At 50.9% G+C, this 25,976-nt stretch carries 27 protein-coding genes and 2 pseudogenes; 19 read left to right on the top strand and 10 right to left on the bottom strand.

Translation table 11 applies throughout. The annotated features are described in order from the left end of the window. The first annotated feature begins 49 nt into the window (after positions 1 to 49). From VIJ98_RS23300 to VIJ98_RS23355, 12 genes and pseudogenes are all read left to right on the top strand, one after another. Positions 50 to 844 carry a fimbria/pilus periplasmic chaperone gene (locus tag VIJ98_RS23300; protein WP_323271647.1) on the top strand — a complete coding sequence of 265 codons (795 nt, stop codon included), beginning with the start codon at positions 50 to 52 and terminating at the stop codon, positions 842 to 844. A 42-nt stretch (positions 845 to 886) separates the two neighbouring features. Continuing rightward, positions 887 to 3,373 carry a fimbria/pilus outer membrane usher protein gene (locus VIJ98_RS23305; protein ID WP_323271648.1) on the top strand — a complete coding sequence of 829 codons (2,487 nt, stop codon included), beginning with the start codon at positions 887 to 889 and terminating at the stop codon, positions 3,371 to 3,373. Between the two features lie 100 nt (positions 3,374 to 3,473). Next, positions 3,474 to 3,854 (top strand): AfaD family invasin, encoded by a 381-nt coding sequence (afaD, locus tag VIJ98_RS23310; protein WP_277976441.1) that lies wholly within the window; start codon positions 3,474 to 3,476, stop codon positions 3,852 to 3,854. Between the two features lie 83 nt (positions 3,855 to 3,937). Beyond that, complete coding sequence (locus VIJ98_RS23315; protein ID WP_277976442.1) at positions 3,938 to 4,432, top strand: hypothetical protein; 495 nt, start codon at positions 3,938 to 3,940, stop codon at positions 4,430 to 4,432. 859 nt (positions 4,433 to 5,291) lie between these two features. Beyond that, on the top strand, positions 5,292 to 5,549 hold the full coding sequence (locus tag VIJ98_RS23320; RefSeq protein WP_323271811.1) for a DNA polymerase III subunit theta: 258 nt from the start codon (positions 5,292 to 5,294) through the stop codon (positions 5,547 to 5,549). Next, positions 5,546 to 5,770 (top strand): hypothetical protein, encoded by a 225-nt coding sequence (locus tag VIJ98_RS23325; RefSeq protein ID WP_323271649.1) that lies wholly within the window; start codon positions 5,546 to 5,548, stop codon positions 5,768 to 5,770. Before VIJ98_RS23320 ends, VIJ98_RS23325 begins: the two co-directional genes overlap by 4 nt. Positions 5,771 to 5,844: 74 nt before the next feature. Further along, the gene (locus tag VIJ98_RS23330) at positions 5,845 to 6,153 is read left to right on the top strand and encodes a hypothetical protein (RefSeq protein WP_323271650.1); all 309 of its coding nucleotides are present in this window, start codon (positions 5,845 to 5,847) and stop codon (positions 6,151 to 6,153) included. Positions 6,154 to 6,185: 32 nt separating this feature from the next. Then, a complete protein-coding gene (locus VIJ98_RS23335; protein ID WP_323271651.1) occupies positions 6,186 to 6,404 on the top strand; it encodes a hypothetical protein in 219 nt (72 codons plus the stop codon). Next, positions 6,394 to 6,672 carry a hypothetical protein gene (locus VIJ98_RS23340; RefSeq protein ID WP_323271652.1) on the top strand — a complete coding sequence of 93 codons (279 nt, stop codon included), beginning with the start codon at positions 6,394 to 6,396 and terminating at the stop codon, positions 6,670 to 6,672. Before VIJ98_RS23335 ends, VIJ98_RS23340 begins: the two co-directional genes overlap by 11 nt. 163 nt (positions 6,673 to 6,835) lie before the next feature. Next, positions 6,836 to 7,078 carry an excisionase gene (locus VIJ98_RS23345; protein WP_323271653.1) on the top strand — a complete coding sequence of 81 codons (243 nt, stop codon included), beginning with the start codon at positions 6,836 to 6,838 and terminating at the stop codon, positions 7,076 to 7,078. Then, positions 7,062 to 8,183: pseudogene (locus VIJ98_RS23350) on the top strand (phage integrase Arm DNA-binding domain-containing protein). Before VIJ98_RS23345 ends, VIJ98_RS23350 begins: the two are co-directional and overlap by 17 nt. A 268-nt stretch (positions 8,184 to 8,451) precedes the next feature. Next, positions 8,452 to 8,850, top strand: coding sequence for a hypothetical protein (locus VIJ98_RS23355; protein WP_323271654.1), 399 nt, complete (start codon positions 8,452 to 8,454; stop codon positions 8,848 to 8,850). A 275-nt stretch (positions 8,851 to 9,125) separates the two neighbouring features. Here the strand turns inward: VIJ98_RS23355 and VIJ98_RS23360 are convergent, their stop codons facing one another. From VIJ98_RS23360 to VIJ98_RS23380, 5 genes are all read right to left on the bottom strand, one after another. Beyond that, a complete protein-coding gene (locus tag VIJ98_RS23360; protein ID WP_323271655.1) occupies positions 9,126 to 9,446 on the bottom strand; it encodes a hypothetical protein in 321 nt (106 codons plus the stop codon). Positions 9,447 to 9,689: 243 nt separating this feature from the next. Next, positions 9,690 to 11,234: a methyl-accepting chemotaxis protein gene (locus VIJ98_RS23365; RefSeq protein ID WP_323271656.1), complete on the bottom strand. Its 1,545-nt coding sequence runs from the start codon at positions 11,232 to 11,234 to the stop codon at positions 9,690 to 9,692. Between the two features lie 643 nt (positions 11,235 to 11,877). Beyond that, a complete protein-coding gene (locus VIJ98_RS23370; protein ID WP_323271657.1) occupies positions 11,878 to 12,642 on the bottom strand; it encodes an NAD(P)-binding domain-containing protein in 765 nt (254 codons plus the stop codon). 17 nt (positions 12,643 to 12,659) lie between these two features. Next, a complete protein-coding gene (locus tag VIJ98_RS23375) occupies positions 12,660 to 13,394 on the bottom strand; it encodes an NADPH-dependent F420 reductase (RefSeq protein ID WP_407330319.1) in 735 nt (244 codons plus the stop codon). 30 nt (positions 13,395 to 13,424) lie between these two features. Then, positions 13,425 to 13,859 (bottom strand): MarR family winged helix-turn-helix transcriptional regulator, encoded by a 435-nt coding sequence (locus VIJ98_RS23380; protein ID WP_265135657.1) that lies wholly within the window; start codon positions 13,857 to 13,859, stop codon positions 13,425 to 13,427. Between the two features lie 219 nt (positions 13,860 to 14,078). On the opposite strand from VIJ98_RS23380, the pseudogene VIJ98_RS23385 reads away from it, so the two are divergent. Beyond that, positions 14,079 to 14,213: pseudogene (locus tag VIJ98_RS23385) on the top strand (molecular chaperone DnaJ); the annotation flags it as partial. Positions 14,214 to 14,415: 202 nt separating this feature from the next. Then, entirely contained in the window at positions 14,416 to 14,706 is a 291-nt protein-coding gene (locus tag VIJ98_RS23390; protein WP_176973647.1) for a Bor family protein, read from the top strand. A gap of 262 nt (positions 14,707 to 14,968) precedes the next feature. On the opposite strand, the gene VIJ98_RS23395 is transcribed toward VIJ98_RS23390, so the two are convergent. Next, entirely contained in the window at positions 14,969 to 15,223 is a 255-nt protein-coding gene (locus tag VIJ98_RS23395) for a MafI family immunity protein (RefSeq protein ID WP_277976452.1), read from the bottom strand. 555 nt (positions 15,224 to 15,778) lie between these two features. On the opposite strand from VIJ98_RS23395, the gene VIJ98_RS23400 reads away from it, so the two are divergent. After that, positions 15,779 to 17,479, top strand: coding sequence for an ATP-binding cassette domain-containing protein (locus VIJ98_RS23400; RefSeq protein WP_323271658.1), 1,701 nt, complete (start codon positions 15,779 to 15,781; stop codon positions 17,477 to 17,479). Between the two features lie 26 nt (positions 17,480 to 17,505). Here VIJ98_RS23400 and VIJ98_RS23405 read toward each other — a convergent pair whose 3' ends face one another. The 3 genes from VIJ98_RS23405 to VIJ98_RS23415 are packed head-to-tail and all read right to left on the bottom strand — an operon-like array spanning position 17,506 to position 19,373. After that, the gene (locus tag VIJ98_RS23405; protein WP_323271659.1) at positions 17,506 to 18,297 is read right to left on the bottom strand and encodes a hypothetical protein; all 792 of its coding nucleotides are present in this window, start codon (positions 18,295 to 18,297) and stop codon (positions 17,506 to 17,508) included. Next, positions 18,294 to 18,809 carry a sigma-70 family RNA polymerase sigma factor gene (locus tag VIJ98_RS23410; protein WP_323271812.1) on the bottom strand — a complete coding sequence of 172 codons (516 nt, stop codon included), beginning with the start codon at positions 18,807 to 18,809 and terminating at the stop codon, positions 18,294 to 18,296. The genes VIJ98_RS23405 and VIJ98_RS23410 overlap by 4 nt, the downstream gene beginning before the upstream one ends. A gap of 27 nt (positions 18,810 to 18,836) precedes the next feature. Then, positions 18,837 to 19,373 (bottom strand): tetratricopeptide repeat protein, encoded by a 537-nt coding sequence (locus tag VIJ98_RS23415; RefSeq protein ID WP_323271660.1) that lies wholly within the window; start codon positions 19,371 to 19,373, stop codon positions 18,837 to 18,839. A gap of 184 nt (positions 19,374 to 19,557) precedes the next feature. On the opposite strand from VIJ98_RS23415, the gene VIJ98_RS23420 reads away from it, so the two are divergent. Both VIJ98_RS23420 and VIJ98_RS23425 read left to right on the top strand, forming a co-directional pair. Next, complete coding sequence (locus tag VIJ98_RS23420) at positions 19,558 to 20,733, top strand: efflux RND transporter periplasmic adaptor subunit (protein WP_323271661.1); 1,176 nt, start codon at positions 19,558 to 19,560, stop codon at positions 20,731 to 20,733. Then, a complete protein-coding gene (locus tag VIJ98_RS23425) occupies positions 20,730 to 22,667 on the top strand; it encodes a MacB family efflux pump subunit (protein ID WP_323271662.1) in 1,938 nt (645 codons plus the stop codon). Before VIJ98_RS23420 ends, VIJ98_RS23425 begins: the two co-directional genes overlap by 4 nt. 52 nt (positions 22,668 to 22,719) lie before the next feature. On the opposite strand, the gene VIJ98_RS23430 is transcribed toward VIJ98_RS23425, so the two are convergent. Then, entirely contained in the window at positions 22,720 to 23,547 is an 828-nt protein-coding gene (locus VIJ98_RS23430) for a MurR/RpiR family transcriptional regulator (RefSeq protein ID WP_323271663.1), read from the bottom strand. Between the two features lie 154 nt (positions 23,548 to 23,701). Between VIJ98_RS23430 and VIJ98_RS23435 the strand changes: the two genes are divergently transcribed. Together VIJ98_RS23435 and VIJ98_RS23440 are read left to right on the top strand one after the other, a co-directional pair. Next, on the top strand, positions 23,702 to 25,261 hold the full coding sequence (locus tag VIJ98_RS23435) for a PTS transporter subunit EIIC (RefSeq protein WP_323271664.1): 1,560 nt from the start codon (positions 23,702 to 23,704) through the stop codon (positions 25,259 to 25,261). Then, positions 25,258 to 25,947 (top strand): N-acetylmannosamine-6-phosphate 2-epimerase, encoded by a 690-nt coding sequence (locus tag VIJ98_RS23440; protein ID WP_323271665.1) that lies wholly within the window; start codon positions 25,258 to 25,260, stop codon positions 25,945 to 25,947. Before VIJ98_RS23435 ends, VIJ98_RS23440 begins: the two co-directional genes overlap by 4 nt. Positions 25,948 to 25,976 lie beyond the last annotated feature (29 nt).

Genomic DNA, 25,976 nt, shown 5'->3' on the forward strand with positions numbered 1-25,976 from the left:
AACTAGTGAGCCTGAGCGTTGAAATTATATATCATCGAACAATGAACGATTGAAAATTAAAAGCTGGACTACGGAAAAATTAAAAATGACAGCAAATGTTAACATCATGATTCTCATTGCAGCCATGGTTGGTACCGTGACGCTTGCTAAGGGTGAAGGCGTACCAATTAAAAATGAACTCCAGGCATTTTCCATTAAAACTGGCGCGACACGTCTTATTTATCCTGCAGGTTCAAATGGGGCCTCCCTGACGGTGATGAATCCCCAGTCGTATCCCATGCTGGTTCAGTCAGAAGTGATTGGGAATGACCGTAAGTCAAAAGCCCCCTTTATTGTTACACCGCCACTTTTCCGACTGGATGGGCATCAACAAAGTCGTATAAAAGTTATCGCGACAAGCAATCACGCCGATGACCTGAAGGAATCACTTTTCTGGCTGTGCCTTAAGGGGATCCCACCTGAGCCGGACTCCGACTGGACGGATGAAGCATATAAGAGGAGAGTCGCCGGAAACAGTGCCACCCTTCTCACTCAGTTACGCATCAAAAGTTGTCTGAAACTGATCGTTCGCCCTTCCTCTCTGAGGGGAACACCAGACGATTTCGCGTCAAGCCTGACCTGGGTCAAAACCGGTAAGACCCTTATCATAAAAAACCCCACGCCGTTCTTCATTAATCTCAGCAGCGTTATGCTTGGCAAAGTGAGTGTGAACAACCTTGAGTATGTGCCGCCCATGGGGAAACGAGAACTGAGCATCCCCGCAGGCGCACGCGGCCCGGTTCACTGGCGAATGATTACGGATTATGGCGGGGAGAGTCAGGAATTTACGTCCGTACTGAAATAGCCCCGTTAATTCGCTACATTCATGCCCTTCAGGATCTGAATCATGTTCGCATCAAGACCCATCTTTGCGGCAGGCATTGTGCTGGCCGTAATTCAGTCGCAAGTGAAGGCTTATACTTTCAACCCTTCGCTGATAGCGGGGAGCGGTACTGAAGCTGACCTTTCCCTGTTCAATCAGGGCAGTCAGTTGCCCGGCGCTTACCCGGTAGACATATTCATTAATGACACACATGTTGATTCCAGGTCTGTCGTGTTCACATTGATGCCGAACAAATACAGTCACCAGAAACTTGTTCCCTGTATTACACGTGAAGTACTTTCCGATTATGGTATCCGCATGGAGCGAATTAAGGTTTCAGACGAGGAGGTGCGCACTGGGCAGTTTGACCTGTCCCAGATACCTGGCACTCGGGCCGATTTCCGTTTTAACGAGCAGACACTGGTTCTGAGTATCCCTCAGGTATATCTCAAACCCAGACTGAGAGGCATCGCGCCAAAAACGTTATGGGATGACGGCATTCCCGCTCTAATCTTGAATTACCATGCGGGTACCAGTCAAAGTGTAATGCGCGGAGCATCATATCGCACTGATCAATATTCGTGGCTGCAAATAAGTCCTGGGGCAAATCTTGGCCCATGGCGGCTACGGAATGTCACCAGCTGGCATCAGTCAAAGGGACGACCAGGCCGCTGGCAAGTCATCAATACCTATCTGGAACGCAGTATTAACGACATAAACAGTCGTTTGACCCTGGGAGAGCGCTACACCCCTTCGGAAATATTCGATAGCGTCCCATTCCGTGGCGTGATGCTTGCTTCGGACGACAGGATGGTTCCTTCGAGTCAATACATGTTTGCCCCAGTGATACACGGTGTGGCCAGGACGCAGGCGCGCGTAGAGGTCAGGCAAAACGGCTATACCATCTATAACCAGATCATCGCACCAGGCCCTTTCGCGCTAACGGATTTTAATCCCACCGGTTCGGGAGGCGACTTTCAGGTCACCGTATGGGAAGCCGATGGTGTCCCTCAGGTCTTTACTGTGCCTTTTCAGACTCCGGCAGTGGCAATAAAGGAAGGTTATCTGCGATACAGCGTGATGGCAGGGCAGTATCGATCATCTGATAAAAGGGTTATTCAGGCACCCGTCGTGGAATCCACCGCGATGTATGGTCTTCCGCGTGGATTCACGCTATATGGCGGTATCCAGGCAGCCCGGCACTATCAGTCTTCGTCACTGGGGGTGGGCGTAAGCATGGGGGACTGGGGGGCTATATCAACAGACATGGTATATAGCCGGGGACAACCTTCCAGTGAGGGCACTCATCGTGGCCAGTCCTGGCGCATGCGGTACAGTAAGCAGATTGTCGTGACAAACACCTCGCTTACGTTAGTCAATTTTCAGTTCAGTCAGGCTAATTATCTTACGTTAGGAGAAACGCTGGACAGCTGGCGAAAGGATAAGGTCGTAATACGCCGGCAACAAAGAAATAAAAAGAAAAGCCGTACGGGAATATCTGTCAGCCAGGGCTTAGGGAAATGGGGTTATCTTAACGCCGGCGCTTACCGTGATACTTACTGGAACAGCGGTAACCACGAGTTAAGTTTCAACGCGGGGTATGCTATTCCATTAAACGGGATGACCCTTTCGTTTAACTGGTCAACATATCAGAGCGCTTATCGCCATCGCAGAAACAATATCACCACTCTCTGGCTGAGCGTACCGCTGAAAAAATGGATGGGAGTTAACACTCGAGCTTCATACCGGTTAACACATTCATCGCCCGGTCATGCCAGTCATTCGGTGGGCTTAAGTGGTGAGGCATTTGATCAGCGAATTAGCTGGAGCGTAGACCAGCGTTACACCCCCGACAACGCAGAAAGCCGCAACAATGGCGATATCAATATCGGATGGAGTGGATCTTATGGACATATCTCTTCAGGTTACAGCTATGACCATAATTACCGGCAGCGCTACATTGCCATAGACGGCGGTTTGATCGCTCATCCCCATGGTCTTACGTTCACGCAGTCGCTTGGTGAAACCAACGCACTGATTGAGGCCAGAGGGGCTAAAGGAGTCAAAGTATTAGGCTCTCCTGGTATTGCTTCCGATTATCGGGGATATACAGCCCAACCTTTTTTGAACCCTTATCACGAGAATTCTATTTCTTTGGATCCGACAACGCTTCCACCTGACGTTGAGATAAACATAACCGATAAGACAGTTGTGCCAACAGAAGGTGCCGTCATTCCTGTAACTTTTAAAACTAATATAGGTGCAAAGGCAATAGTCACGCTATTGCAACATGATGGTTCAAAAGTACCCTTTGGTTCAGTAGTGAATGCTTTGTCAGCGGACGGTACAGTGGGAATAGTCGACAACAATGGAAAAGTCTTTTTATCCGGATTAGCACGTAACGGTAGATTAACTGTTAAATTAAAAGGTAAAACGCTCATATTTAATTATCACTTAGAAAAAAGCGAATCTGCTGCTGGTCTGTATTTTATCACAGTTAAAAGTCATTAACAGGAAAGACACTATGTTATCCCGTAGGAATTTATTTTTATTTATCTCTTCACTCATATTTTGCTTACTATCATCTCACTTACGAGCAGAAAAATTAAACATGACAATTATCGCTCAATCTGATCTACATGCAGGAAAGATACCAGATAGTACGCTATTGGCCCGAATACGCATTTCTGGCATAAACTCAGGTTGTGTCCTAAACGTGTGGGATGAAACAACAAGTAATGAAACTACTCCCGGACAATACACACTTTCGAATGCAGAAAACGGGGAAATAAATCTTAGCGTAAAACTACATGGTGAAAACTGGCAACCGAACACTGTTAGTGGAAAAGGGATTTTCATAAGAAATTCGACAAGATTTTCTGAAATTAAATTACTTAGTCGTGGCGAACAATTTATAGCTTCCAGTTCCTTGACTGTGCAGCTAAGTGCGAAGTGCATTATGGACCATCTTGACCATAAGGAGGAATATTAAAGAAAAACACAAAACCCGACCAACAATAATTTATGAATAATACCAAATTATATCTCTCACAAAAAAAAAGAGTAAGGACTTACATGAAAAGTATACGCATACTCCTTCTGGTTATTGCCGCTGTTGCATGTGGCTCTACAATGGCAGACACTCCTAAGAGGACAGGAGAAACTGTTAACCGATCTGTAGATTTGGTGTTTAAAAACCCAGTGAAAGTTGATTTTCAACTGGTGGCTGAGAAATATTTGAATGCAGGAAAAGTTCCTGGTAATACAAAACTTGCCACATTCAACATTAGTGCAACGCCACCAAACCGTTTGGGAATACGCTGGACACCTAATAGGGCTCAAAAACAAAATACTGGTCAGTACCTATTAACAGGTACGAATGACCCGAAACATCATATTTATGTTTACTTGCCCCCATTTATGGGTATAACACCTCTTGCCGACGGTGACTGGTTTTTGACTAAAGATAAAACTAACACATTAAGTGGAGTTATAAAAACTCATGGTGATCAAAATATCGAGTCTGATATTTATACACTTAGCATGGATGCTTCGGCATTTGTTTCTTAATTCTTCTTCAGCCCTCAAAAATTAACACAAGTAAAAAAGGCTAAATCATCTTTGCACACACTCCCTGATTGAAAATAACGGGGTAGTGTGTGCACTTTCAGGAAGGATCTATGAAAATCCGAGCTAAGAAAGGTTAGTTAATAACTGACAGCATGCCCTAAGTACATGGGTGAATTTAACTAGAGTAAAGAAGGATTACACTAAAAGCTGTAGCCGGCCAGTAACTATTAGCCAAGTTCCATTGGTCATGGAGTGAGCAGAAGACAAGAAAGTGCTGCTTTCCAAACATCAAATATTAACGCGTAAGTTGCTTAGCACATCAAACACGAGATAGGACGGGTCGATTATAATGTAATCAGCAGCAGTCCCTTTGGCTGATTCTCAAATTCCCATCCAAATACTTTTGGTCAACCAGTTTCAATTTCATCTTAAGGATAGCCTCCTTAAAATAGATCTTGCACACGTTAGTTTGAATTTGATGCAAGGCAAAGTATCTTAAGGGTAAGCTGGTATTATGGCAATCCCAGCGGAATCGGTGGCATACATTCTGTTCTCAGCTCTGGGCTCTAAGGATTAAAAATATTTACCTATTCTACTTAAGCGAATGAATCCTCCACACATATGCACCTCCTGTTTTAAAGAATAGGCGTTATAATCGTTGCTGGAGAAAACATGAAAATATAATTAGATGAAAACGGGTTTACACCTGACGGTAAGTGGCAACTTGTTCCGGTAGAACCAACACCAGAGCTACGCCTCGAAGGTAACGTTATAAGGCGAAGACGAAAATAACTTCAGTACCGGGGTTCTATCACGCTATGGTGAATCCCTCCTCTAAGCCTGAAGGACAAAATCACTGCTGGAGGGTGGCGTCAATTCTCACAACTTAGCAGCCCGCAGCAGAGAAGAACGCGATTGTGTGAACGTTGATTTAGCCGCGTCTGGCGTTGCATATAAAGAGCGCATGAACATGCCCGTCGTTCCACATGAAGCAGAAATGCAGCAACCTGCAGATTTGCGTGAGTACTTCAAAGAGCGCCTGCAGCATTACAGGAATGTCGCGCTACAGTTTCCGCGTGGCAGTGACCCGGTTTATCAGAAGGATGCGGATAAATGACGATCGTCTTTGTGCCTTCGCTTATTGCCTTGCTGCTATCTAAAGCGGATGAGAAAGGCTCGCCTCTAACTGAATTGGAGGTATTAGATATCAGAGATAACGCCACCGCCATTTCCGTGGACGCTGAAGCGGCTTTGAGTATGTCAGAGAGTCGTGGCTACAGGGATATCGACCCAGAAAACTGCTGGGCAGAATGGTTAGCTTTCATGAGTGAAGGCTAAAGTTTTACCGACAGGAGTCGATGAAATTCCCACGGGGATCGGACCCGGTAAATATGAAGGATGAAAAATAAGCTGTGAAATGGATTTTATTTACGGGAGCATTTCTCTCGATGTCTGCGGCAGCGGACGACAAAGCATTCGGAACGCCAGAAACTCGTTGTTTGAATGACCATACAATTCCCTTCATTAATTCATCCATACCCGCCAAGAAAGTTGTGGATGATGCCTACGTACGGTGCAAACCTGAACTTGATGAATGGATGAAATTGCAAGCGCCGCTACCTAATGACATGAAATACAACATGCGCAAAGAGTTGTACGACTTTTACATCAGGATGATTGAAATACGAAGAAAGTATGAAGCCAGTAAAACCGCCCAATGAGGCGGTTTTTTTATTGCCTACAGGAAATCGAAATGACACATCCAGATCCGATAGATGCAGCATCAGAGCTTGAACTTCAGATGATTGAATTAGCGCTAGCTTACCGGCCGCGTGTCACCGCACCGTTCACTGATAAATGCCTCTGGTGTGATGAGCCAATCGACAAGGGCCATTATTGTGCCCCCGAATGCCGCAGCGATCATGAGAAGGAACTTCGCGCAATTAAGCACAGGAGAGCAAATGAAAATTAGTTCCCTGAAACCTGGTGATACGGCCTGGCAGCTGTATCGACATAAGATGGGTAATACAACCATCAGCACGCTCTCTGTTTGGCGGGTCAGCGTGAAAGAGGTACATGAGGAACACGTTATCGCCTCGGTTAATGGGAATGCACCCCGAAAATATCGGGAGCGTGATGTAGCAAAATGGAAGAAAAAGGAGCCGGTACTGATTCGCAGTCGTATGGGTTACTCCCGCCTCGCCACTAAAGCCGAGAAAGAAGTAATGAAATCCGGGTAGTCAATTAACATCGATAATTATTATCGCGCCTTGCGTGCGAATTTTCATTTATGAACGCTTAAAAACAGACATCATTTCTCAGAATATTTTTCCTGATAGATACTTTAAAGAAATGACTCTTCCACATCGTGGTAACCGATTCAACTTTTAACCGGAGAATATAATGTCTCGCATGATTAAGTTATCTACCTGGGCGGAAGAGGAATTCGGCAATCCGATTCCGGTCTCCGCTACACTCAGCAAATATGCCAGGAATGGAATGATATTTCCGCCTCCGGTAAAAGTTGGGAATATCTGGCGCGTTGAACGCTCTGCGCGATTCATCGGTGCACAGTCCAGTCCTGAAATCAGGCAAAGTGATAACGTGAGATTGAAAAGGATATTAGAGGATGGCCAGACCACGTAAATATAATGTCATCATCCCTAATCTGTCCTGTTTTACTGATGCCAGAACAAAACGCGTTTACTGGCGATATAAGCATCCGGTCACAGGTAAATTTCATGGTTTAGGCACCGATGAAGCGGAAGCAAAAGCCATCGCAATTGAAGCTAACTCCAGATTATCTGAGAACCAGATGCGTCATCTCATCAAAGCGAGAAACAAACTGGCGGAAAGCCTGAACACATCAATAACGACTTCAGGCTGATCAGAAAAATATCTTCAGTTGCAGACACGACGCGTTAAGTCAGGCGAGTTAAAAACGAAGACGATTCAGCAGAAGAAACTAGTACTCGACATTCTGGTGCCAGAAATCGGTATGAAGCCTCTGGATGAAGTCACAGTGAAAGACATCAACGCCTTGATGGAGCCTTACCTCGAACGAAATAAAAACAGTATGGCGCTTCTTGTAAGGACGATTTGTATTGATTTCTTTAAGGAGGCGCAACGCGCGGGTGAAGTCAGCCCGGGCTTTAACCCAGCGTTATCGACCCGTACACCCAGGGCAAAAGTCATGAGAGCCAGACTTGATTTGCCTACGTGGAAAAAGATTTATGCCCATGCCGAAAAACCCCGGTATATGCAACGCGCCATGTTGCTTGCTGTAGTTTCAGGGCAGCGCATCAGTGATATTTCGAAAATGCGATTTTCCGATGTGTGGGATGATCATCTGCACATCGTTCAGCAGAAAACAGGCGCACGCATAGCACTGCCCCTTTCACTACACTGCAATGCGCTGGGTATCAGCTTGCGCGAAATCATCGGGCAATGTCGTGACAGAATTTTGAGCCCCTACCTGCTTCATCATCGCGACGACAAAGGCCCCTCTAAAAGAGGGGAACAGGTTAAACCGCACTCTTTGCGAGATAATTTTCGTCTGGCAAGAGAAGCATCAGGATTACTATGGGAGGAAGGCCAGGCCCCCTCTTTCCATGAACAGCGCTCTCTGTCTGAACGGCTTTACAGAGCTCAGGGCATTGATACTCAGACACTTCTGGGACACTCAAATCAGGCAATGACAGACAAATATAACGATGAGCGAAGCAGTGAATGGAAGAAGCTGATCTTTTGATTCAATGCAGTTGCGCATAATTCAGCGAAAGTCCGCCATAAGCGAGGGCGAAAGTCAGCAGCAGTTCACAACACTGGTGCAGAATGACTAAAATCACAATGAGTTTATCAGTGGGAAGAAGGACGCTTTCGTTCTGTCTGGGCAACTTTTTAGCCTGTAAATATACCAGCTCATTAAAGTTGCATGATTTCGGGTTGTTTAGGAGCTAAACTTCAGACTTTCGTTTGAACATTTCTTATGGATTGTTCATCAACAAAAGGAGATGTTTATGGGCTGGGAACTTCATATCGTAAGAACAGAAAATTGGTTTGATAGCGCAAGTAATCCAATTACAAGTGAAGAATGGGTTCAGCTTATTGATAATGATGAAGAATTATCAATAGATAAAAGGAATGGTGATTATTTTACTAGATGGAGTAACCATCAGGCACATGATGAATCCTGGCTTGATTGGGATGATGGTCGAATTTATAGCAAGCAACCTGAAGAAGCCCTTTATTGTAAGATGTTACAGATAGCAAAAAGATTAGGTGCAGTCGTTGTAGATGATGATGATCGAAAATATTTATTACCAAGTGATTTAAAGAATCCATCCTGGGCTAATACATTAACCGACAATAAAAAAACAACCTTGTGGCGAAAGTTAATGTCAAAATTATTTGATTGATAATTCAAGTGTGAGTGGAGTCATTCTAAAATAAAATCCTTGAAAGATTGCGTTTATAATATTGATTAGCATTTTATATTCTTTTGTTTTGAGGTGCGGTGGTGGAGGATATGTCTTTCTCTGATGACACTCGATACATAAATTTGGATATCTCAGTGTCCGCTTTTGGCACGAAGTTGATGCGTGGGTCAGGTCCGCAATGAGCGACAGGCGGACAACAAATGATGGCGGCCGGGAGGTTCTGCCACAATAAACATAACAACCCTGCAACCAACTTACGCCTCAGGCGATAAATGGTGGATGACCACGACTTCGGAATCCATCTCTATGCGCGGGTAGTGCTCACGCATCCCTTCAAGCAGTATGGTATCCGGCCAATCCGTGCTTTTCCCAAGCCTGGACGCGATGTCATAAAGCGGCATTTTTTCAACGTGCGTGACCCACACCATGACCGTGTCGGAGGCATCCCGCATGTTTACGTAAAGCATCGGGCCCGGCACTATTTCGCGCTCCCGCCAGCGGATGGTATGAAGTTTCCTGCCTGCGCGAACGTCCGGCAGCAGACGTGGCACGATCTCAAGATTCTGCAATGACATTACCTCCGGCGAAAAAAAGGCTCCCCGCAGCGTGAGCCTTCAGCATATACAGCAGCAGTATCAGTGTATACCCCTGGTGAGGCACACTACCGTTATCAGCCTTATTTGCGGGCACATAAGCGCAGCCGGAATCTTTTTCTTAATGCCTGACAGACGTAACGCTTTTAACATACAAGCCCATTACCCGCTTGAGGTGAAAAAAGCCCGCGGAGCGGGCTTAATTAGCTGGTATCTCATTGCTGTTCATACCCGGAAGGCATCAACCATTCCACGCAGGGCGTGCGCCTGCTCAGAAAGTGACTGCGAAGCAGAAGAGGACTCCTCTACCAGCGCGGCGTTATTCTGCGTGACGCCATCCATCTGGCTGACAGCAATGCTGACCTGAGAAATCCCCTGCATCTGCTCTGAAGACGCGAGCGAGATGTTATCCATAGCCTCTGCCAACTCGCCCACCATTCCAACAATTCTCAGAATACTTTGTCCGGTGCCAGCAGCCACTTCAACACCGCTTTCCACCTGTTCTACGGCCTGTTCAATCAGCTGCTTGATGTCCCGTGCGGCGGTGGCGCTGCGCTGGGCAAGGGTTCGGACCTCTCCTGCCACAACGGCAAAACCACGCCCATCTTCCCCTGCCCGGGCGGCCTCCACCGCTGCGTTGAGCGCCAGGATATTGGTCTGGAAGGCGATACTCTCAATGACGGATGTGATATCCCGTACCTTAGCCGCACTGAGTGAAATGTCGTTCATGGTTTCAGACATACGCTGCATATCGGTTTCCCCCGTACGGGCAAAAGATGCAGTTTCGCGCGCAGACTCAGCTGTCTGCTGTGCGCCAACTGAGTTGCTTTTCACCGTAGCGGTCAGCTGCTCCATACTGGCGGCCGTTTCCTGAAGAGCAGCGGCCTGCTGCTCCGTACGGGAGGAGAGCTCCGTATTGCCCTGCGATATCTCATCCGCCGCCATAGCCACAGAAGCAGCCGAGTCTTTTATCTGCGATACCAGCCCCCGCAGGTTTGCCTGCATGCCATCCAGTGACGCCATCAGGCTGCTCGTGTCGTTGCGACGCAGCGTCACAGATGTTGTCAGGTTGCCAGAGGCAATGGTAGCCGCCAGTGACTGAGCCTGCGCAGGCTCCCCTCCAAGCTGGCGCATAAGCATGCGAATGGTTAAAGTGCAGGTTACGAGCGCAATCACTACGGACACAGCAGCGAGCAGAACGAGTGTCAGTGATGCACGATCAGCCGCGGCACTGTTCTGCTCAACGGCGGACTGCGTATTTTTCAGCTGGATCTGCGTCATGTCGTTTAAGGCGTTCAGCAACATAGTCTGAGCCGGGCGCGTGACATTCATCAGATAAGCCGTCGCCTCCTGAGCACGATTATCCAGTCCGAGCTGGCCGGCCTGCTTCAGCGCAGATATTGCTGGCCCTTCTGCATCAGTAATGCGGCGAATGACCTCACGGCCTTCCGGGGTTGAGTCACTTTTCATAACATCAACCAATGCCCGACGATTGACTTCATACAGAGACGCCTGTTTCTGTAATCGCTCCCATTCTGGCTTCATCGCCTGAGGGTCAGTGAGTAGGGCTATGTTGCGTACCGCAATGCCCATATCCCTGATGCCACCGCGCATATCCAGCACAAGCTGATATTTTTTCATTTTGACGTTAACGGCATCGTCCATACCATCGCTGGCTCTGCCGAGCGCCATGAGCGAAATCACGGTACAGATAACAAACAGGAGAATAAGCAGGCCAAAGCCTGTAGCAAGGCGTGTAGAAATTTTCATGTCGGTTCTCGTTATCAGGGGGTCATATGATGTGTGTCATTTTTGTTATCGGCAAATGACGTTTAATATTCAGCCCCCCTGCCTGATAACTCCCTTCCACCGGCAGTCGCACATAACCTACGCTGGAGGAACCTGCTATTAGTAACCTCACCTTTGCGGCAGAAAGGCTCAAGCTTAGCGCTCCCGCTGCCAGTAAGTATTAGGCCCTGCCTTCGCTCTCACTTCGGGGAGTTACGCACAGAAACTTATTATTCTGCACTTGGGTCATCTCCGGCAAAAAAAAAGCTCCTCCAGGGCAGGAGGAGCAATAGCTCAGCACATTCAATCGCAATATCGGTTTATTTCACCCCTGATGAGGCGCATTACAGTTATCGGCAGGCTCTGGCCAGGCATGAGGGTAACCGCTGTAATAAATCAATCTGACCCTGCCATGCTTATTCATTGTTGCGTCCTCCATGACGCTATGTTAGCAACGTCCGCTCATGGCACAGTGCCCGCATGAGCGCGTGGCAACGTCCCGTTGAACTCACAGCGAAAAGCGGATGTTGCTTTTCGCTCATACATCAGCAAATGGAAATGATTTGAGCGAAAATATCGATATAACAGAGCAGTCATTTGAGGAGGGAGTAACACGACTTTCGAATTACATGAAAAGCGCCCTGTGTAAACGAACAATATAATCGGCATCAGGGTTTGTGCGTTTATCACCCACACGCTCCTGTATTGCCTGAACTGCAATATCCCGGCGCACGGGTAATCGTACCTTTTCAGCTGCAGCCAGCGCGGATTTCATTTGTCCATATGTGAGGTCCGTACAGTAACACGGAGCACCTGGCTGTTGCCGCCAGGACTCATCAAGGTTACCCGCATCAAAGGCATCGAATCCCGTATTAATGACAAAATCCATGATCACCATCTTGTGCTCTTCGATATTCCCTGCCACCGGAATTGCAATACGCACTGGAGATCCCGCTGTTGAACCTTTTCTGGCGAGAGAATCTGAACCTATGGCATTCCATGCCTTGATAAGGGGACGCTTCAGGAGATGCGCCACCCACTGACTTTCAACCTCACCATCTGAGAAAGTGTCAATGAAGCCATCACGATGTGGATAGTAGTTGGAGGTATCAGCAACGATAACATCCTGAGGCAGATTGCGTATCAGAGGCGCGATACCCGCAAGCTTCGCCATAGGTATGGACAGGATGACTACCTGCGCGTCCTGCACGGCACTGGCTGTATCAGATGCTTCAGCGCCCGTTTCAAGCACGTCGGGGTCTATCGTTTCTGGCCCGCGTGAATTTGCGACTTTTACGAAATGACCGGCAGCTGCAAGACTGCGGGCAAGTGTTTTACCGATATGACCGGTTCCCAGGACTGCAATCCGGTACTTTTCTCTATGTGTCATAAGCTCTTCTCTTTAACTCAGGCTGTTACTGCACGGTTACGTTTGACTATCACATCATGTGTTAAATGATCGCCTGCAGACATGAATTCTCTGATCAACGCATCTCTGTTCAGTGGTGCGCGATCTTTATCCGCCGCCTGAAGGGCCGCTCTAAGTTCTGCGGCGTTAAGCTCAGTGCAGTAGGCTGGAGTACCGGGCTGTTGCCGCCATGATTCGCTAAGCATACCGGCGTCAAATGCATCGAAACCACTCTGACAGACCAGCTCCATCACAACAGACTTTGCTGCGGAGTCGTCGCCCGCAACAGGAATAGCAATACGGGACGGAGAACCTGCATCCTGACCTTTCACTTTAAGCGTCTCGGCCAGAACAGCATTCCAGGCTTTGATGAGATGGCGCTGAACTGTTTCACTGGCGTACACGCTTTCAGGCTTACCTTCACGGATCTCAATAATGTCCCCGTCACGGAAAGGATAATAATTAGACGTATCAATGACGATCACGCTTTCAGGGACGTCGCGCATCAAATCAGCAAGTTCGGTGTGCTTATCAAAGGGTATAGACAGAATGATGACGTCCACTTCTCGTACGGCCTCCTGGCGATCAACCGCCAGTGCACCCACTTTTCGCGCCAGGTCTGCAATGCTTTCCGGTCCTCTCGAGTTCGCCAGTTTGACGTCATGGCCCTGCACAGAGAGCTTGTTTGCCAGCGTCGCACCAATATTTCCGGCGCCAATAATGCCTATTTTCATAGCAGTACCTTTTGTATGAGTGGAGGATGATCAGTTATCAGCGGGATGGGCAAAGCCATTCAGGGTATCCCGTAACTCCTCGAGCTTTTCATCCGATAGCTGACAGGCTGATTTGATTCTTTCGGTTACGAGCCACAGCTCACTTTGCAAAGCGAGCCCCTCATCTGTAAGGGTAATGAGAACTCGTCTTTCGTCTGCGCGGTCACGTGTGCGGATTATGCGTCCGGCAGCCTCAAGGCGTTTGAGAACGGGCGTAATGGTGCCGGTATCCATGCCAAGCTTATTCCCGATATCCCCCACGGTGCGCGGGGTGCCATTAAACAACTCCAGCATGACCAGATACTGTGGGAAGGTAAGTCCCAGCGGGTCCAGGAACGGCTTATGTAACCGGTTCATTCTGCTCGCCGCACCATATAACGCAAAAGAAAGTTGTGTCCCTATTTCTTGCCGTGACTGCTTGTTCATATGCCAACTCATTATCTAGCTATTGATTATCTAGTTCACTAGATAAAAGCATATAGTAAACTTTTCGTTGGCTAAAGAGTGATGAATAAGTAATTCGTGCGGTATGACAATAACAACAAATCACACCGAAACGTTTGCCGACGGAAGAATACAGGATTCGGGCGATAGTAGGAGGTCCGCCTCTGGCACAAAGCGGACTAACTGGATTTAAAGTCCGCTATGAGCGAGAAGCATAAGACGCTGCTGCGCGAGCTGGAACAGAGCTTTGGTGGTTCGGCGGCCAATAAGAACAGTCCCCATTAAAAAAGCTTTCTTCATTAAGTCATAAAGTTCTTCGACGATTTGACTCGATGAGCGGAAACGCTGCGGTAAACATCAAAAGGCCCTGCTGTGCAGGGGCTTTTTTTATTGCTGTACTATTCTGCAAAACGTATCCGTCAGACGTACTTGAAAATTTTTCTCATGTTTCTGCTTTCGTTGTCGATAACCTGATTGCTGGCTAAGTGATGATTTCACTCAGCATTTATTTTTTTCATTTCAGGCGATAAGGATATTTATGAACAAGCTTTGTGTTGCGGCGTTGTTGGCTCTGAGTTTAACCGGCTGTGCGCAGCAGACTTTCGTAATGAAACAGAACCAAGTTGGCGCGGCAACGAAAACCACCAGCCAGCCGTTCTTTGTTTCAGGTATCGGTCAGCGTAAGACAATTGATGCGGCGCAGGTGTGCGGCGGCCAAGAAAAAGTTAACAGGGTTGAAGTGCAGCAGACGTTTGTTAATGGCTTACTGAGCGTAGTGACGTTTGGTATCTACACGCCACGTGAAGCGCGCGTTTATTGCGCCATCTGATAATGCCTCAGGCCGGTTCGCCGGCCTAATGCTGCGCCTGTTATTAAATCGCATTAGTATATTATAACTATTAAATTCTGCTGTCGCACCACTGCGCGGCTTGCCTCCTGACGACGTTACCCAAAACGAGTTCAGGCAATGTCATCCAGCCAGGTAAAAGCAGTGATAAGGCGTTGAGACATGTCAGTCGGCTTTGAGCGAACAGCGGACATTGCTAACAGCATTCCGTGTGAATCAACGGGAATCAGGTCAAATCGAATCATTATGCAATCAAGCCAGCTAAGTGCTTGTAAGGTCCATCAAATACATCTAATCCCATATTTTTAGCCAATGCTATGGCTTCATCATATTCAGTTTGGCTGAGCTGTACATCATACTCACAAATGTGTTCACATAAGATTTCAAAGGCTAATGGTTCTTCGTTAAAGTTTATATAGTCCAAAGCGCCTTCAAGTAAAAAAGGCTCTAATCTGCCTTCAAATGCCTTTCCAAACTTCCTTATTCGATTAGCAAACATTTTTTTATTCCTCAATTGATCTGCTCTCCATAAATTAACATATATCAATGTGATCAATGTCTGCTGTTGACACTAAGCGGCCTTCCCCACTTTATTTTGATCTGCCAACTAATGAGAACACCCAGGCCCAAAGTTAGCTCATTTTTTAACCAGTTTTGCAGAAGAGTTTTGCTGGAGTTTTGCAGAAGACCTTTGAAGGCGATTTTCACCGACCAGGCTCATTATCGTTGCCAGAGCCCTGCCCGGCACGTCATAGCGATCGCCGCCACATCTATGGCATTTTTCACTGGAAAGTGCCGCTTTTCGCCACTATTATCAGCTTACTTATTCACCCACTGATAACTAAGGAGGATTACTATGCTGCTGTGTGAATTGTTTCTTTACTCACACTTTTATAGTAATTGGCCGCGTTCAGGCATTTCCGCACTCGTGCTGCGATAATCCGTCCTGAGCGAAGTTTACTGAAAATCTAATCCCTTCCCTCCGGCTTACCGGGTTGTCGTCAGCGATTTCTGACGTCGGGCCTTTTTGCGCCTGCAACTTATGAGTAAGCACATGAGCACATTATTATCCGCCCACGCTGTCGGCTTCGATAACGCCTTCGGCACGCTGTTTCTCGATATCCATTTCAGCCTGAAAAAAGGCGATCGCATTGGTTTGCTGGGTGATAACGGCACCGGTAAAAGTACCTTATTGAAAATCCTCAGTGGCGATCTGGAACCCAGCCACGGCAGCGTTACGCCAGCTAATCACTGTTTACTGGCGCGCATCGAGCAGCATCTGCCTGCAGAACTGCATAATGATTCGCTGCTGGATGGCGTGATGGCGCGCCTGCCGGAACAAGCCGATCGCTGGCGCGCCGAAGCGCTTTTAGGCAGCCTGGGTTTCACGGCTGAGCAACAAACGCAAACCGCCGCGACCTTAAGCGGTGGTCAGCATATGCGCCTGCTGCTGGCGCGCGCGCTGATCCTGCAACCGGATCTGCTGCTGCTCGATGAACCCAGCAACCACCTCGATCTGCCAACGCTGTTGTGGCTGGAGAATTTCCTTAACGGCTGGAGCGGCAGCTTCGTACTGGTTTCCCATGACAGCACCCTGCTTGATCGGGTGACCAACTGCAGCTGGATTCTGCGCGATCGCGGTCTGCAATTCTTCCGTCTGCCCTGCAGCGCGGCGCGTCAGGCGCTGGATGAGCAGGATGAAGCGGATGCGCAGCGTCATCGGGCTGAGCAAAGGGAGATTGAGCGCGTCGAGAAAAGCGCCAAACGTATGGCGATTTGGGGCCGCACTTACGATAACGAAGGTTTGTCGCGCAAGGCGCAGCAGATGGAGAAGCGCGCCGGTTGGTTGAAGGAGGCTCAAACCACGCTGAGCGAGGGATCGCTGTGGCGGCTGCAACTGCAAGGTGAAGCGCTGGATGCCGATCGCGTTTTAGCGTTGCCGGAGATGTCGATTCATCCAGCCGATGACGCACCTGCTCTGTTTTCACTGCCGATGTTGCAGGTGAAAAGTGGCGATCGCGTAGCGATTGTTGGCCGCAACGGTTGTGGTAAATCGTCGCTGCTACGGCATTTGTGGGGTGAATATCAACACGCAGATAGCCCGCTGTTTCATCCTCGCGCGCGCCTCGGCTATTACGATCAAAGTCTACATCAGCTGCATGATGAGGAAACGCTGAGTGACGCGCTGGCGCATTTTGCTCCGCTCAGCGATGAGCAGCGCAAGATGGCGCTGATTGGCGCAGGTTTTCCCTATCTGCGGCATCAGCAGTTGATTGGCTCACTCAGCGGCGGCGAGCGTTCGCGCTTGCTGTTTGTTGGGCTGACGCTGGCGCGTTATTCGCTGCTGCTGCTCGATGAACCGACCAACCATCTGGATATGGTAGGCAAAGAGGAGCTGGCAGAAGCGCTAAACCACTTTGAGGGTGCGGTGTTGCTGGTGTCGCACGATCGTCAATTAATCGCCAACAGCTGCAATCGTTTCTGGCTGATTGAGGATCAGCAACTCAGCGAATGGTATGATTTTGACGCGGTAACCGAACGCATTCGTGCTGAGCAGACGATAGTAACGTCTGATTCTGTTGCACCTGCTGCAACGGCAACAGCGTGGGATGAAGATGCGTTGCTGCTGGCGCTGCTGGAGGTAGAAAACAAGCTGGATGAGGATCTGGCGCGCAAGCCGAAGCATCAGAAACCCGCGTTGCAGGCGCAGTGGCGTGAGGAGATTGCGTTGCTGAAATCCCAGCTGGAGCTGTAATGAAAGGGTCGCCATAAATGGCGACCCTACGTCAGTATCGCCTGCATTAACGCCTGCGCGGTCTTTTTCAACTGCTGCGCAGGATTTCGGCCAATCAGTACATATTGATATCCCGCTTTGTGCCACCACACCACATTCATCCCCTGCCGTTTCTCCTGCGCCAAATCGGTAGTTTGCTGATGATCTTCACGCGAAATACACAGCGCCATCGGGCCGTAGCTGCTGTGATTCCAGGCAATCTGCGTAATCAGCGCATCGTCATAACGCAGCATGCGCACACTCTTCAGCGTCGCTTCCGGCAGCGTTAACTGCGCTGGCGTGAAATGCAGATCGAGATCGCGCGCGGTACGCGCCAGCGATTGCTGCAACACCGGCGGTGAACTGTCGACGTCGGCCAGCGTTTCCGCGCTGTACAGCGACATGTATTGTGCTTCCAGCTCACGGATCTTTTCGCTTTCACCCTGCTCAGCTTTGATTGCCGGTCGCGCCAGAAAACCGATACTGCTGCCCACCAGCAAAAAACTCACCGAAGCGGCGATCAGCGCGCGGCGGCTGACCTGCGGCGCGGACGGCGTCGTTGCCAGCAGATGCGCTAAGCGCGGTGCCATACGCTCAAGCGGTGCGTCATCCAGCATTGGCGCAAAGGCCTCAGCAAAAGGTTGATTGCTCTTCATCAACTCGGCAGTGCGTGCCGACAGCGCTTCGCTGCGCTTGAGTTCATTCTCAAACGTCAGCGCTTCATCCGCGCGCATCTCGCCATCCAGCCAGGCGACGATGGCCTCGTCCGCATAAGGCGAACTAAAACGTGCAGCCTTCACAAACGTTTCTCCTGTCCAGCCGGGCGCAAAGTGGCTGCGCTGGCTAAGGTAGTGCGCGCCGCCGCAAGGCGACTCATGATGGTGCCAATCGGCACCGCCAACGTATCGGCGGCTTCCTGATAGGTGAATCCTTCGACGTAAACCAGGAACACCGCGTTGCGCTGCGCTTCGGGCAACTGACTCACCCGCTGCATCACTTTGGCGTATTGCCGACGTTGCTCGTCATGCTGTTGCTGATCCGCCGCGACGAGTTCGTCGCTGTCGACAAAGCCTTGCCCGAGGCGCACCCGCTGCGCGCGCAGTTCATTGCTCCACACTGAATGCAGCACGCTAAATAGCCAGCGATCGATACGCGTGCCGGGCGTGTACTGCGCGCTGCGTTCCAGCGCCCGGACGCAGGTGGATTGCACCAGTTCTTCGGCGACATCGCGATTGCGTGACAGCACCATGGCGTAACGCCACAGGCGGGCCAGATGCGCCGCTAAATGCTGGCGGACTTCAGTGCTAGTGATGTTTTCGTCCTCTAAGTGCGGCGTTCATCAAGCTTCCGGATGGCCCTGAATCGCGGCGTTGAGATCGCGGTACTCTTCGCAATCCACGCCACACAGCGATTTAATGATGGTGAGCTGCTCTTTCGCCAGATCCGGCCGCCCTTTGATCATCCAGGCTTCACCCAGATATTCGCGCACTTTGGCATATTTCGGATCGAGCGCGATCGATTTCTGATAATAAGCCATGCCTTCGTCGGTTTTACCCAGCTTACGCGTGGCATAACCGCGATAGTTCCAGGCTTCTTTGGTGTTCTGATTATGCAGCGTATCCAGCAAGTTGATCGCCGCTTGATACTCGCCTTTTTTAGCCAGGTGATAAGCGTAATTGGTTTTGTCGCTGTCGCTCAGCATGCTGGTTTTCTCCGGCACGCAGGACTTAGATTTACTGTCGTAAACCTGGCCTTTCGGACAATCCGGCGTCTTTTTGTCACTGTCATCATCGCCCATTGCCAGTGAAGCAGGCGCATGCAGCGTCATTAGTAATACGGGCAGCGCTAACCAGCGTAACTTCATCATCGTATTCATGGTTAATCCTCATGGCGTGTCATGGATGGAACTCAGTGCTGAGGCAAACATTGACTCAGATACGCTGTAAACAACTCAGCCGCCCTTTCTATTCGGAAAAATTTAAAGTTTTTTTTAACATGAGAATTTTCTCCAGTTTGTTCCCTGAAGTGATTATGATTCTCACTTCATAAAAGGGACGCTTATGCTCAATATCTCGAAAAAGTGGCTGTTCGCCACGCTCGCTGCCGTCATTCTCCTGCTGTTGATCTGGCACTACGCCGGTTCACGCAACAATCCCAACGCGGTAGTCACCGCAGAAGTGCGCCAGGGCAATATCGAAAACGTGATTGCCGCCACCGGTAAAATGGATGCGATTGAACGCGTCAACGTCGGTGCGCAGGTTTCCGGGCAGGTAAAAAAGCTCTATATCAAAGCGGGCGATAGCGTCAGCAAAGGCCAGCTGATCGCCGAGATTGACGACCAGCCACAGCGCAGCGATTTGCGCAATGCGCAAGCGGCATTGAGCGTGGCGCAGGCCGATCTGGAAACCCGCGAAGCTGCGCTGGTGCGACAGCAAGCGCAATATCAACGCTTGCAGCAGATGATTAAAACCAATGCGATCTCGCGTCAGGATTTTGATACCGCCGAAGAAGACTGGCGCAGTGCGCGCGCAGAACTGACGGCGCAAAAAGCGCGCGTGATTCAGGCGCAGATCGAGGTAGACAAGAAGCAACTCGATCTCGGCTATACCCGCATCATGGCGCCCATGGACGGCACGGTTATCGCCATTGTTACCAAGCAAGGCCAAACGGTGAACGCGGTACAAACTGCGCCAACCATCGCCAAGCTGGCGCAGCTTGGCACTATGACGATTAAAGTGCAGATCTCCGAAGCCGACATCAACAATGTGCAGCCCGGCCAGCAAGCATGGTTCACCACTTTCTCCAATCCGGACAAGCGCTACAACGCCACGCTGCGCAGCCTCGAACTGGCACCGGAATCGGTGATGAAAGATGACGCACTGATGGGCAATAGCGAGAGCTCCTCGAGCAGCAGCACCAATGCGGCCGTTTACTACAACGCCCTGCTTGATGTGCCAAACCCGGACAACGCGTTACGTATCTCCATGACCGCGCAGGTGAATCTCATCCGTGATGCGGTGAAAGATACGTTGCTGGTACCGGTGCAGGCGACGAAGAAAGATGCCGACGGCAAAACCTATGTGGAAATCCCGGATCAGGATAACCAACCGGTGAAACGCATCATCACCACCGGCATCACTGACAGCGTTGATATTCAGGTGCTGAGCGGCTTAAAAGCCGGCGAGAAAGTGATCCTTGCCACGCAGACGGCGGGCGCTGACAAGGTGGTGATGTGAATATCATCGAACTGAAAAACATTCAGCGCAGCTATGTTAACGGTTCGCAATCTCTGCATGTGCTGAAAGACATTAACCTGAGTATCGCCAGCGGCGAACTGGTAGCGATTATTGGGCCGTCCGGTTCGGGTAAATCGACGCTGCTGAACATTCTCGGCTGCCTTGATGCGCCGGATAGCGGCGACTATTTGATTGGTGGTCAGAACACCGCCACGCTGTCGCCGGATGCATTGGCGAAAGTACGCCGCGAACACATCGGCTTTATCTTCCAGCGCTACCATCTGATGCCGGATCTCAGCGCCCTGAGCAACGTTGAAATCCCGTCGATCTACGCCAATCTGCAGGGCAAGGCGCGGCTGCAGCGCGCGGCGGATCTGCTGGCGCGATTAGGTTTGCAGGGCCGCGAGCATCACAAACCGGGCGAGTTGTCCGGCGGCCAGCAGCAGCGCGTCAGTATTGCGCGCGCACTGATTAACGGTGCCGAAATCATTCTTGCCGATGAACCGACCGGCGCGCTGGATTCGCACTCCGGAGAAGAGGTTCTGCGCATCCTGCACGATCTCAATCGCGAAGGTCACACGGTGATCATCGTGACGCATGACATGAAAGTGGCGCAGCACGCCGACCGTATTATTGAGATTCAGGACGGCGAGATTTTTGCCGACAGCGGCCGCAAACCGGATGCCAACCGCGCGCAATATGCACCCGCCGCGCGCAAAAGTCAGAGCAAGCTGCGCGGCTTTCTCGACCGCTTACGTGAATCATTGCGCATGGCGCTGAATGCCATGAACGCGCATCGGCTGCGCACCGCGCTGACCATGACCGGGATTATTTTTGGCATCGCGGCGGTGGTTACCGTAGTGGCGCTCGGCCAGGGCGCACGGCAAAAAACGCTGGAGAGTATTTCCGGGCTCGGCACTAACGTGGTGTCGATTTATGCCGGCGGTGATTTCGTCGAGGATGAAGCGCATCCGGTGCTGACGCTGGTCATGTCGGATGCGGATGTGATTGGGCGTCAGCAGTTTGTTGCGGCGGTCAGTCCGGAGATGATAGCCAATCAGCCGATTCGCTATCTCTCCAACTCATCAAAAACCTCGGTGTATGGCGTCGGCAAAGAGTATTTCCAGATTCAGGGCATCAAACTGCTGGAAGGCAGCAACTTCAGCGATGAACGTCACGCGCGTCAGGAGATCATTATTGATACCAACACGCGCAACAAACTGTTCGGCGAACAGGGTGAAAGCCCGATTGGCAAGATGATCGTGCTGGGTTCGGTGCCGGTGCGGGTGATTGGCGTGGCGGATAATAACGATGGCATGTCGCCCAATCGCCTCAGCGTTTGGCTGCCGTGGAGCACCGTGATGTATCGCATCAGCGGGCAAACCGCGTTGACCAGCATCAGCATTAAACTCAAGGACGATGTGGTGAGCGGCCCGGCGGTGGAATCGCTGACGCAACTATTGACCGCGCGTCACGGCACCAAAGATTTCCTGGTGTTCAACCGCGACAAATACCGTAAAGCGATTGAAGACGCCGCCGCAACGTTAACGTTGCTGATTCTGCTGGTCGCCTCGATTGCGCTGATGATTGGCAGCATCGGCGTGATGAACATCATGCTGGTGTCGGTAACGGAGCGTACCCATGAAATCGGCGTGCGCATGGCGGTAGGCGCGCGACGCGGCGACATCATGCAGCAGTTTATGATCGAAGCGGTTCTGGTCTGTCTGGTGGGCGGATCGCTCGGTGTCGCGTTAGCGCTGGTGATTGGACCGATTATCAGCCTGCTGGCGGGCGGCATGATTACGGCGATCTTCTCGTGGCAATCGGCAGGCGCGGCCTTTGCCTGCTCCACCATCATCGGCATGATTTTTGGTTATCTGCCCGCGCGCAAAGCCGCACGCATGGATCCGGTGGCGGCGTTAGCCAGCGAATAATCAAATCTCACGCCGTTGGGTCGCCATTCATGGCGACCTCCCCCTATCCCACTCACATCAACATCGGCAACGTCGCAGTCGCCGTTTGCTGGCTCGCCGCCAGATAGCGTGCATCGTGCGTCATCAACTCGTTAATCAGCACTTCCACCAGCAGCATCGCGCCCACTTTGCCGCTCAACGCACCGGCGTTGAACGGGCCTTCCGGCCGTGCGGCCACCAGCAGCATATCGGCTAAGCTGCCCATCGGGCTGCGAAGCGTATTACTCAGCATCAGCACACGCGCGTTTTGCTTTTTCGCCACTTTGACCACATGCATCACATCTTTGGTTGAACCGGAAGCGGAGATGGCGATCACCAAATCGCCCTCTTTTAACGTCGAGGCATTCATCGCCGCGCGATGCATATCACCAAACAGCTGTGCCGATTTACCTAAGCGCAACAGGCGATAGTGCAAATACTCACCGGTAATCGCGCTGGCCGCCACGCCGTAGATCTGGATGGTGTTGGCCTGATGCAGCGCCTCCACTGCAAGCTGTAACACCTCGCGGTTGATGAATTTCCCGGTATCCCGCAGCGCCTGCACCGTTTCCTCCACCAGCATGTCGATGCTGTCACCGCTGGCAATCGCGGCGGGCTGATTGTGTTGCACATCCAGCGCCAGCGCCATTTTGAATTCGGTATAGCCCTTGCAGCCGAGATGACGACACAGCCGCGTCACGCTCGCTTCGCTGGTGTCGGTCTCGCGCGCCAGTTCGGTGATGGTGAGATACAGCACTTTTTGCGGGTCGGTGATGATGAAATCGCCCAGCTTTTGCAGCGTCGGACTGTAGCCCGGCAAGCCCTGGCGCAAGTGCAGCAAGATGTTTTCATTGTCCGTCATGGCGGTCTCTCTGGTTCACGGCATTAATGGCGCACAGTGTGCAGCAGATTAGGGCATAAGTGAAAGCTATCACAATAATGATGGAAATTTTCACCTGATGAATTAGATTGTGGTAATAATTTTTACCATAACATCACTTCAGGGATAAAAATTTATGTCATCCATCTTCAGCGGTGCCTCCTCAGGAGGTTGGTTCGAAAAAGCCCAGCGTTTTGGCAAGTCATTCATGTTACCGATCGCCGTGCTACCGGCAGCCGGGTTACTGCTGGGCATTGGCGGCGCACTCTCCAATCCCAATACCATCAAAGCCTATCCGTTCCTCGATGTCGCCTGGCTACAAGGTGTGTTCACCATTATGGCGAGCGCCGGTTCGGTGGTGTTTGCCAACCTCGCGGTATTGTTTGCGGTTGGCGTAGCGGTAGGATTGGCCAAAAGTGACAAAGGCACCGCCGGATTGGCCTCGCTGCTGGCTTATCTGGTGATGAACGCCACCATTAATGCGCTGCTGACGTTAACCGGCGTGCTGGCGCAGGGCAACCTTAGCGCGGTAGGACAAGGTATGGCGCTTGGCATTCAAACCCTGGAAACCGGCGTATTTGGTGGCGTGGTGATCGGGCTGGTGACGGCCATGCTGCATAATCGCTACAACAAAATCGCCTTGCCGCAGTTCCTTGGTTTCTTTGGTGGCTCGCGCTTCGTGCCAATTATCAGTTCCCTGGTGGCCATTCTGGTGGGCGCGGCGATGACCATTGTCTGGCCGCATTTCCAGAAGCTGATTTTTGGCCTCGGCGGCTTGGTGGATGCCACCGGCTATTTCGGCACCTTTATCTACGGCTTCGTGCTGCGCATGCTCGGCCCGTTCGGCCTGCATCACATCTTCTATCTGCCATTCTGGACCACCGCGCTCGGCGGCAGCGAAGTGGTCAACGGACATCTGGTGGAAGGCACGCAGCGCATCTTCTTCGCCCAGCTTGCCGATCCCAATACCCAGCAATTCTACCTTGGGACCGCGCGCTTTATGTCCGGACGCTTCATAACCATGATGTTTGGCCTGATCGGCGCGTGTCTGGCGATGTATCACACCGCCAAACCGGAAAACCGCCAACGCGTGGCGGGATTGCTGCTGTCGGCGGCGCTGACCTCTTTCCTGACCGGCATCACCGAACCGATTGAGTTCTCGTTCCTGTTTATTGCGCCGGTGCTGTATGTCATCCACGCACTGTTTGATGGGCTGGCATTTATGATCGCCCACATCCTGCACATCACCATTGGCCAAACCTTCTCCGGCGGCTTGATCGATTTCATTCTGTTCGGCGTATTACAGGGCGAAGCGAAAACCCATTGGTGGTATGTCCCCCTGGTTGGCGTGCCGTGGTTCCTGCTCTATTACTTTACTTTCCGCCTGCTGATCACCCGCTTCAATTTCAAAACGCCGGGCCGTGAAGATGCCTGCATTGAAACAGCGCCGATGGTCGCCGGTGAACGTCCACTGCAGGTCATCGCGGCTTTAGGTGGCAAACAGAACATCGCCGAACTGGATTGCTGCGCCACGCGTCTGCGCATCACGCTAATCGACAGCAGCAAGCTCGATGAAAACGCATTGAAAGCCACCGGCGCACGCGCCGTGATCCAACGTGGCAAAGGCGTGCAGGTAATTTATGGCCCGCACGTCACCATTATCAAAAATGAAGTAGAGGAGTTACTCGCGCTATGAAAGCATCCATGCTGGCCCAGATTCAGGGAAAACTGGTGGTCTCGTGTCAGGCTCTGGAAGATGAGCCGTTACACAGCCCGTTTATTATGTCGCGCATGGCGTTGGCGGCAATGGAAGGCGGCGCAGCAGCGATTCGCGCCAACAGCCTGATCGACGTGCAGCAGATTATGCAAACTGTGGATTTGCCGATTATCGCCATTATTAAACGCGACTATCCCGGCAGCGATGTGTATATCACCGCGACGCTGCGGGAAGTGGATGAGTTGATGGTGGCGAATCCGGCGATGATTGCGCTGGATGCCACGCTGCACACGCGACCTGGTGATTTGCAACTGCCGGCATTAGTGACAGCGATTCGCCAGCGCTATCCGCAACTGCTGCTGATGGCTGATATCGCCACGGTGGAAGAAGCGCGCAAGGCAGCGGAATTAGGTTTCGATTGTGTCGGCACCACGCTGCACGGTTACACCGCAGAAACGCAAGGCTGTTATCTGGCGGCCGATGACTGCCGCTTCCTGCGTGAGGTTTTAGCTGCGGTAGCGGTGCCGGTGATCGCCGAAGGGAATGTCGAAACCCCGGAAATGGCGGCGCATTGTCTGGCGCTGGGCGCACATGCGGTGGTGGTGGGCGGCGCGATAACGCGTCCACAGCAGATAACGCGCCGCTTTGTGAATGCCATTAGTTAAGCGTAAAACGGTCGCCATGAATGGCGACC

Source organism: Pantoea sp. S18 (assembly GCF_045689705.1).
Taxonomy (GTDB): Bacteria; Pseudomonadota; Gammaproteobacteria; order Enterobacterales; family Enterobacteriaceae; genus Pantoea; species Pantoea symbiotica.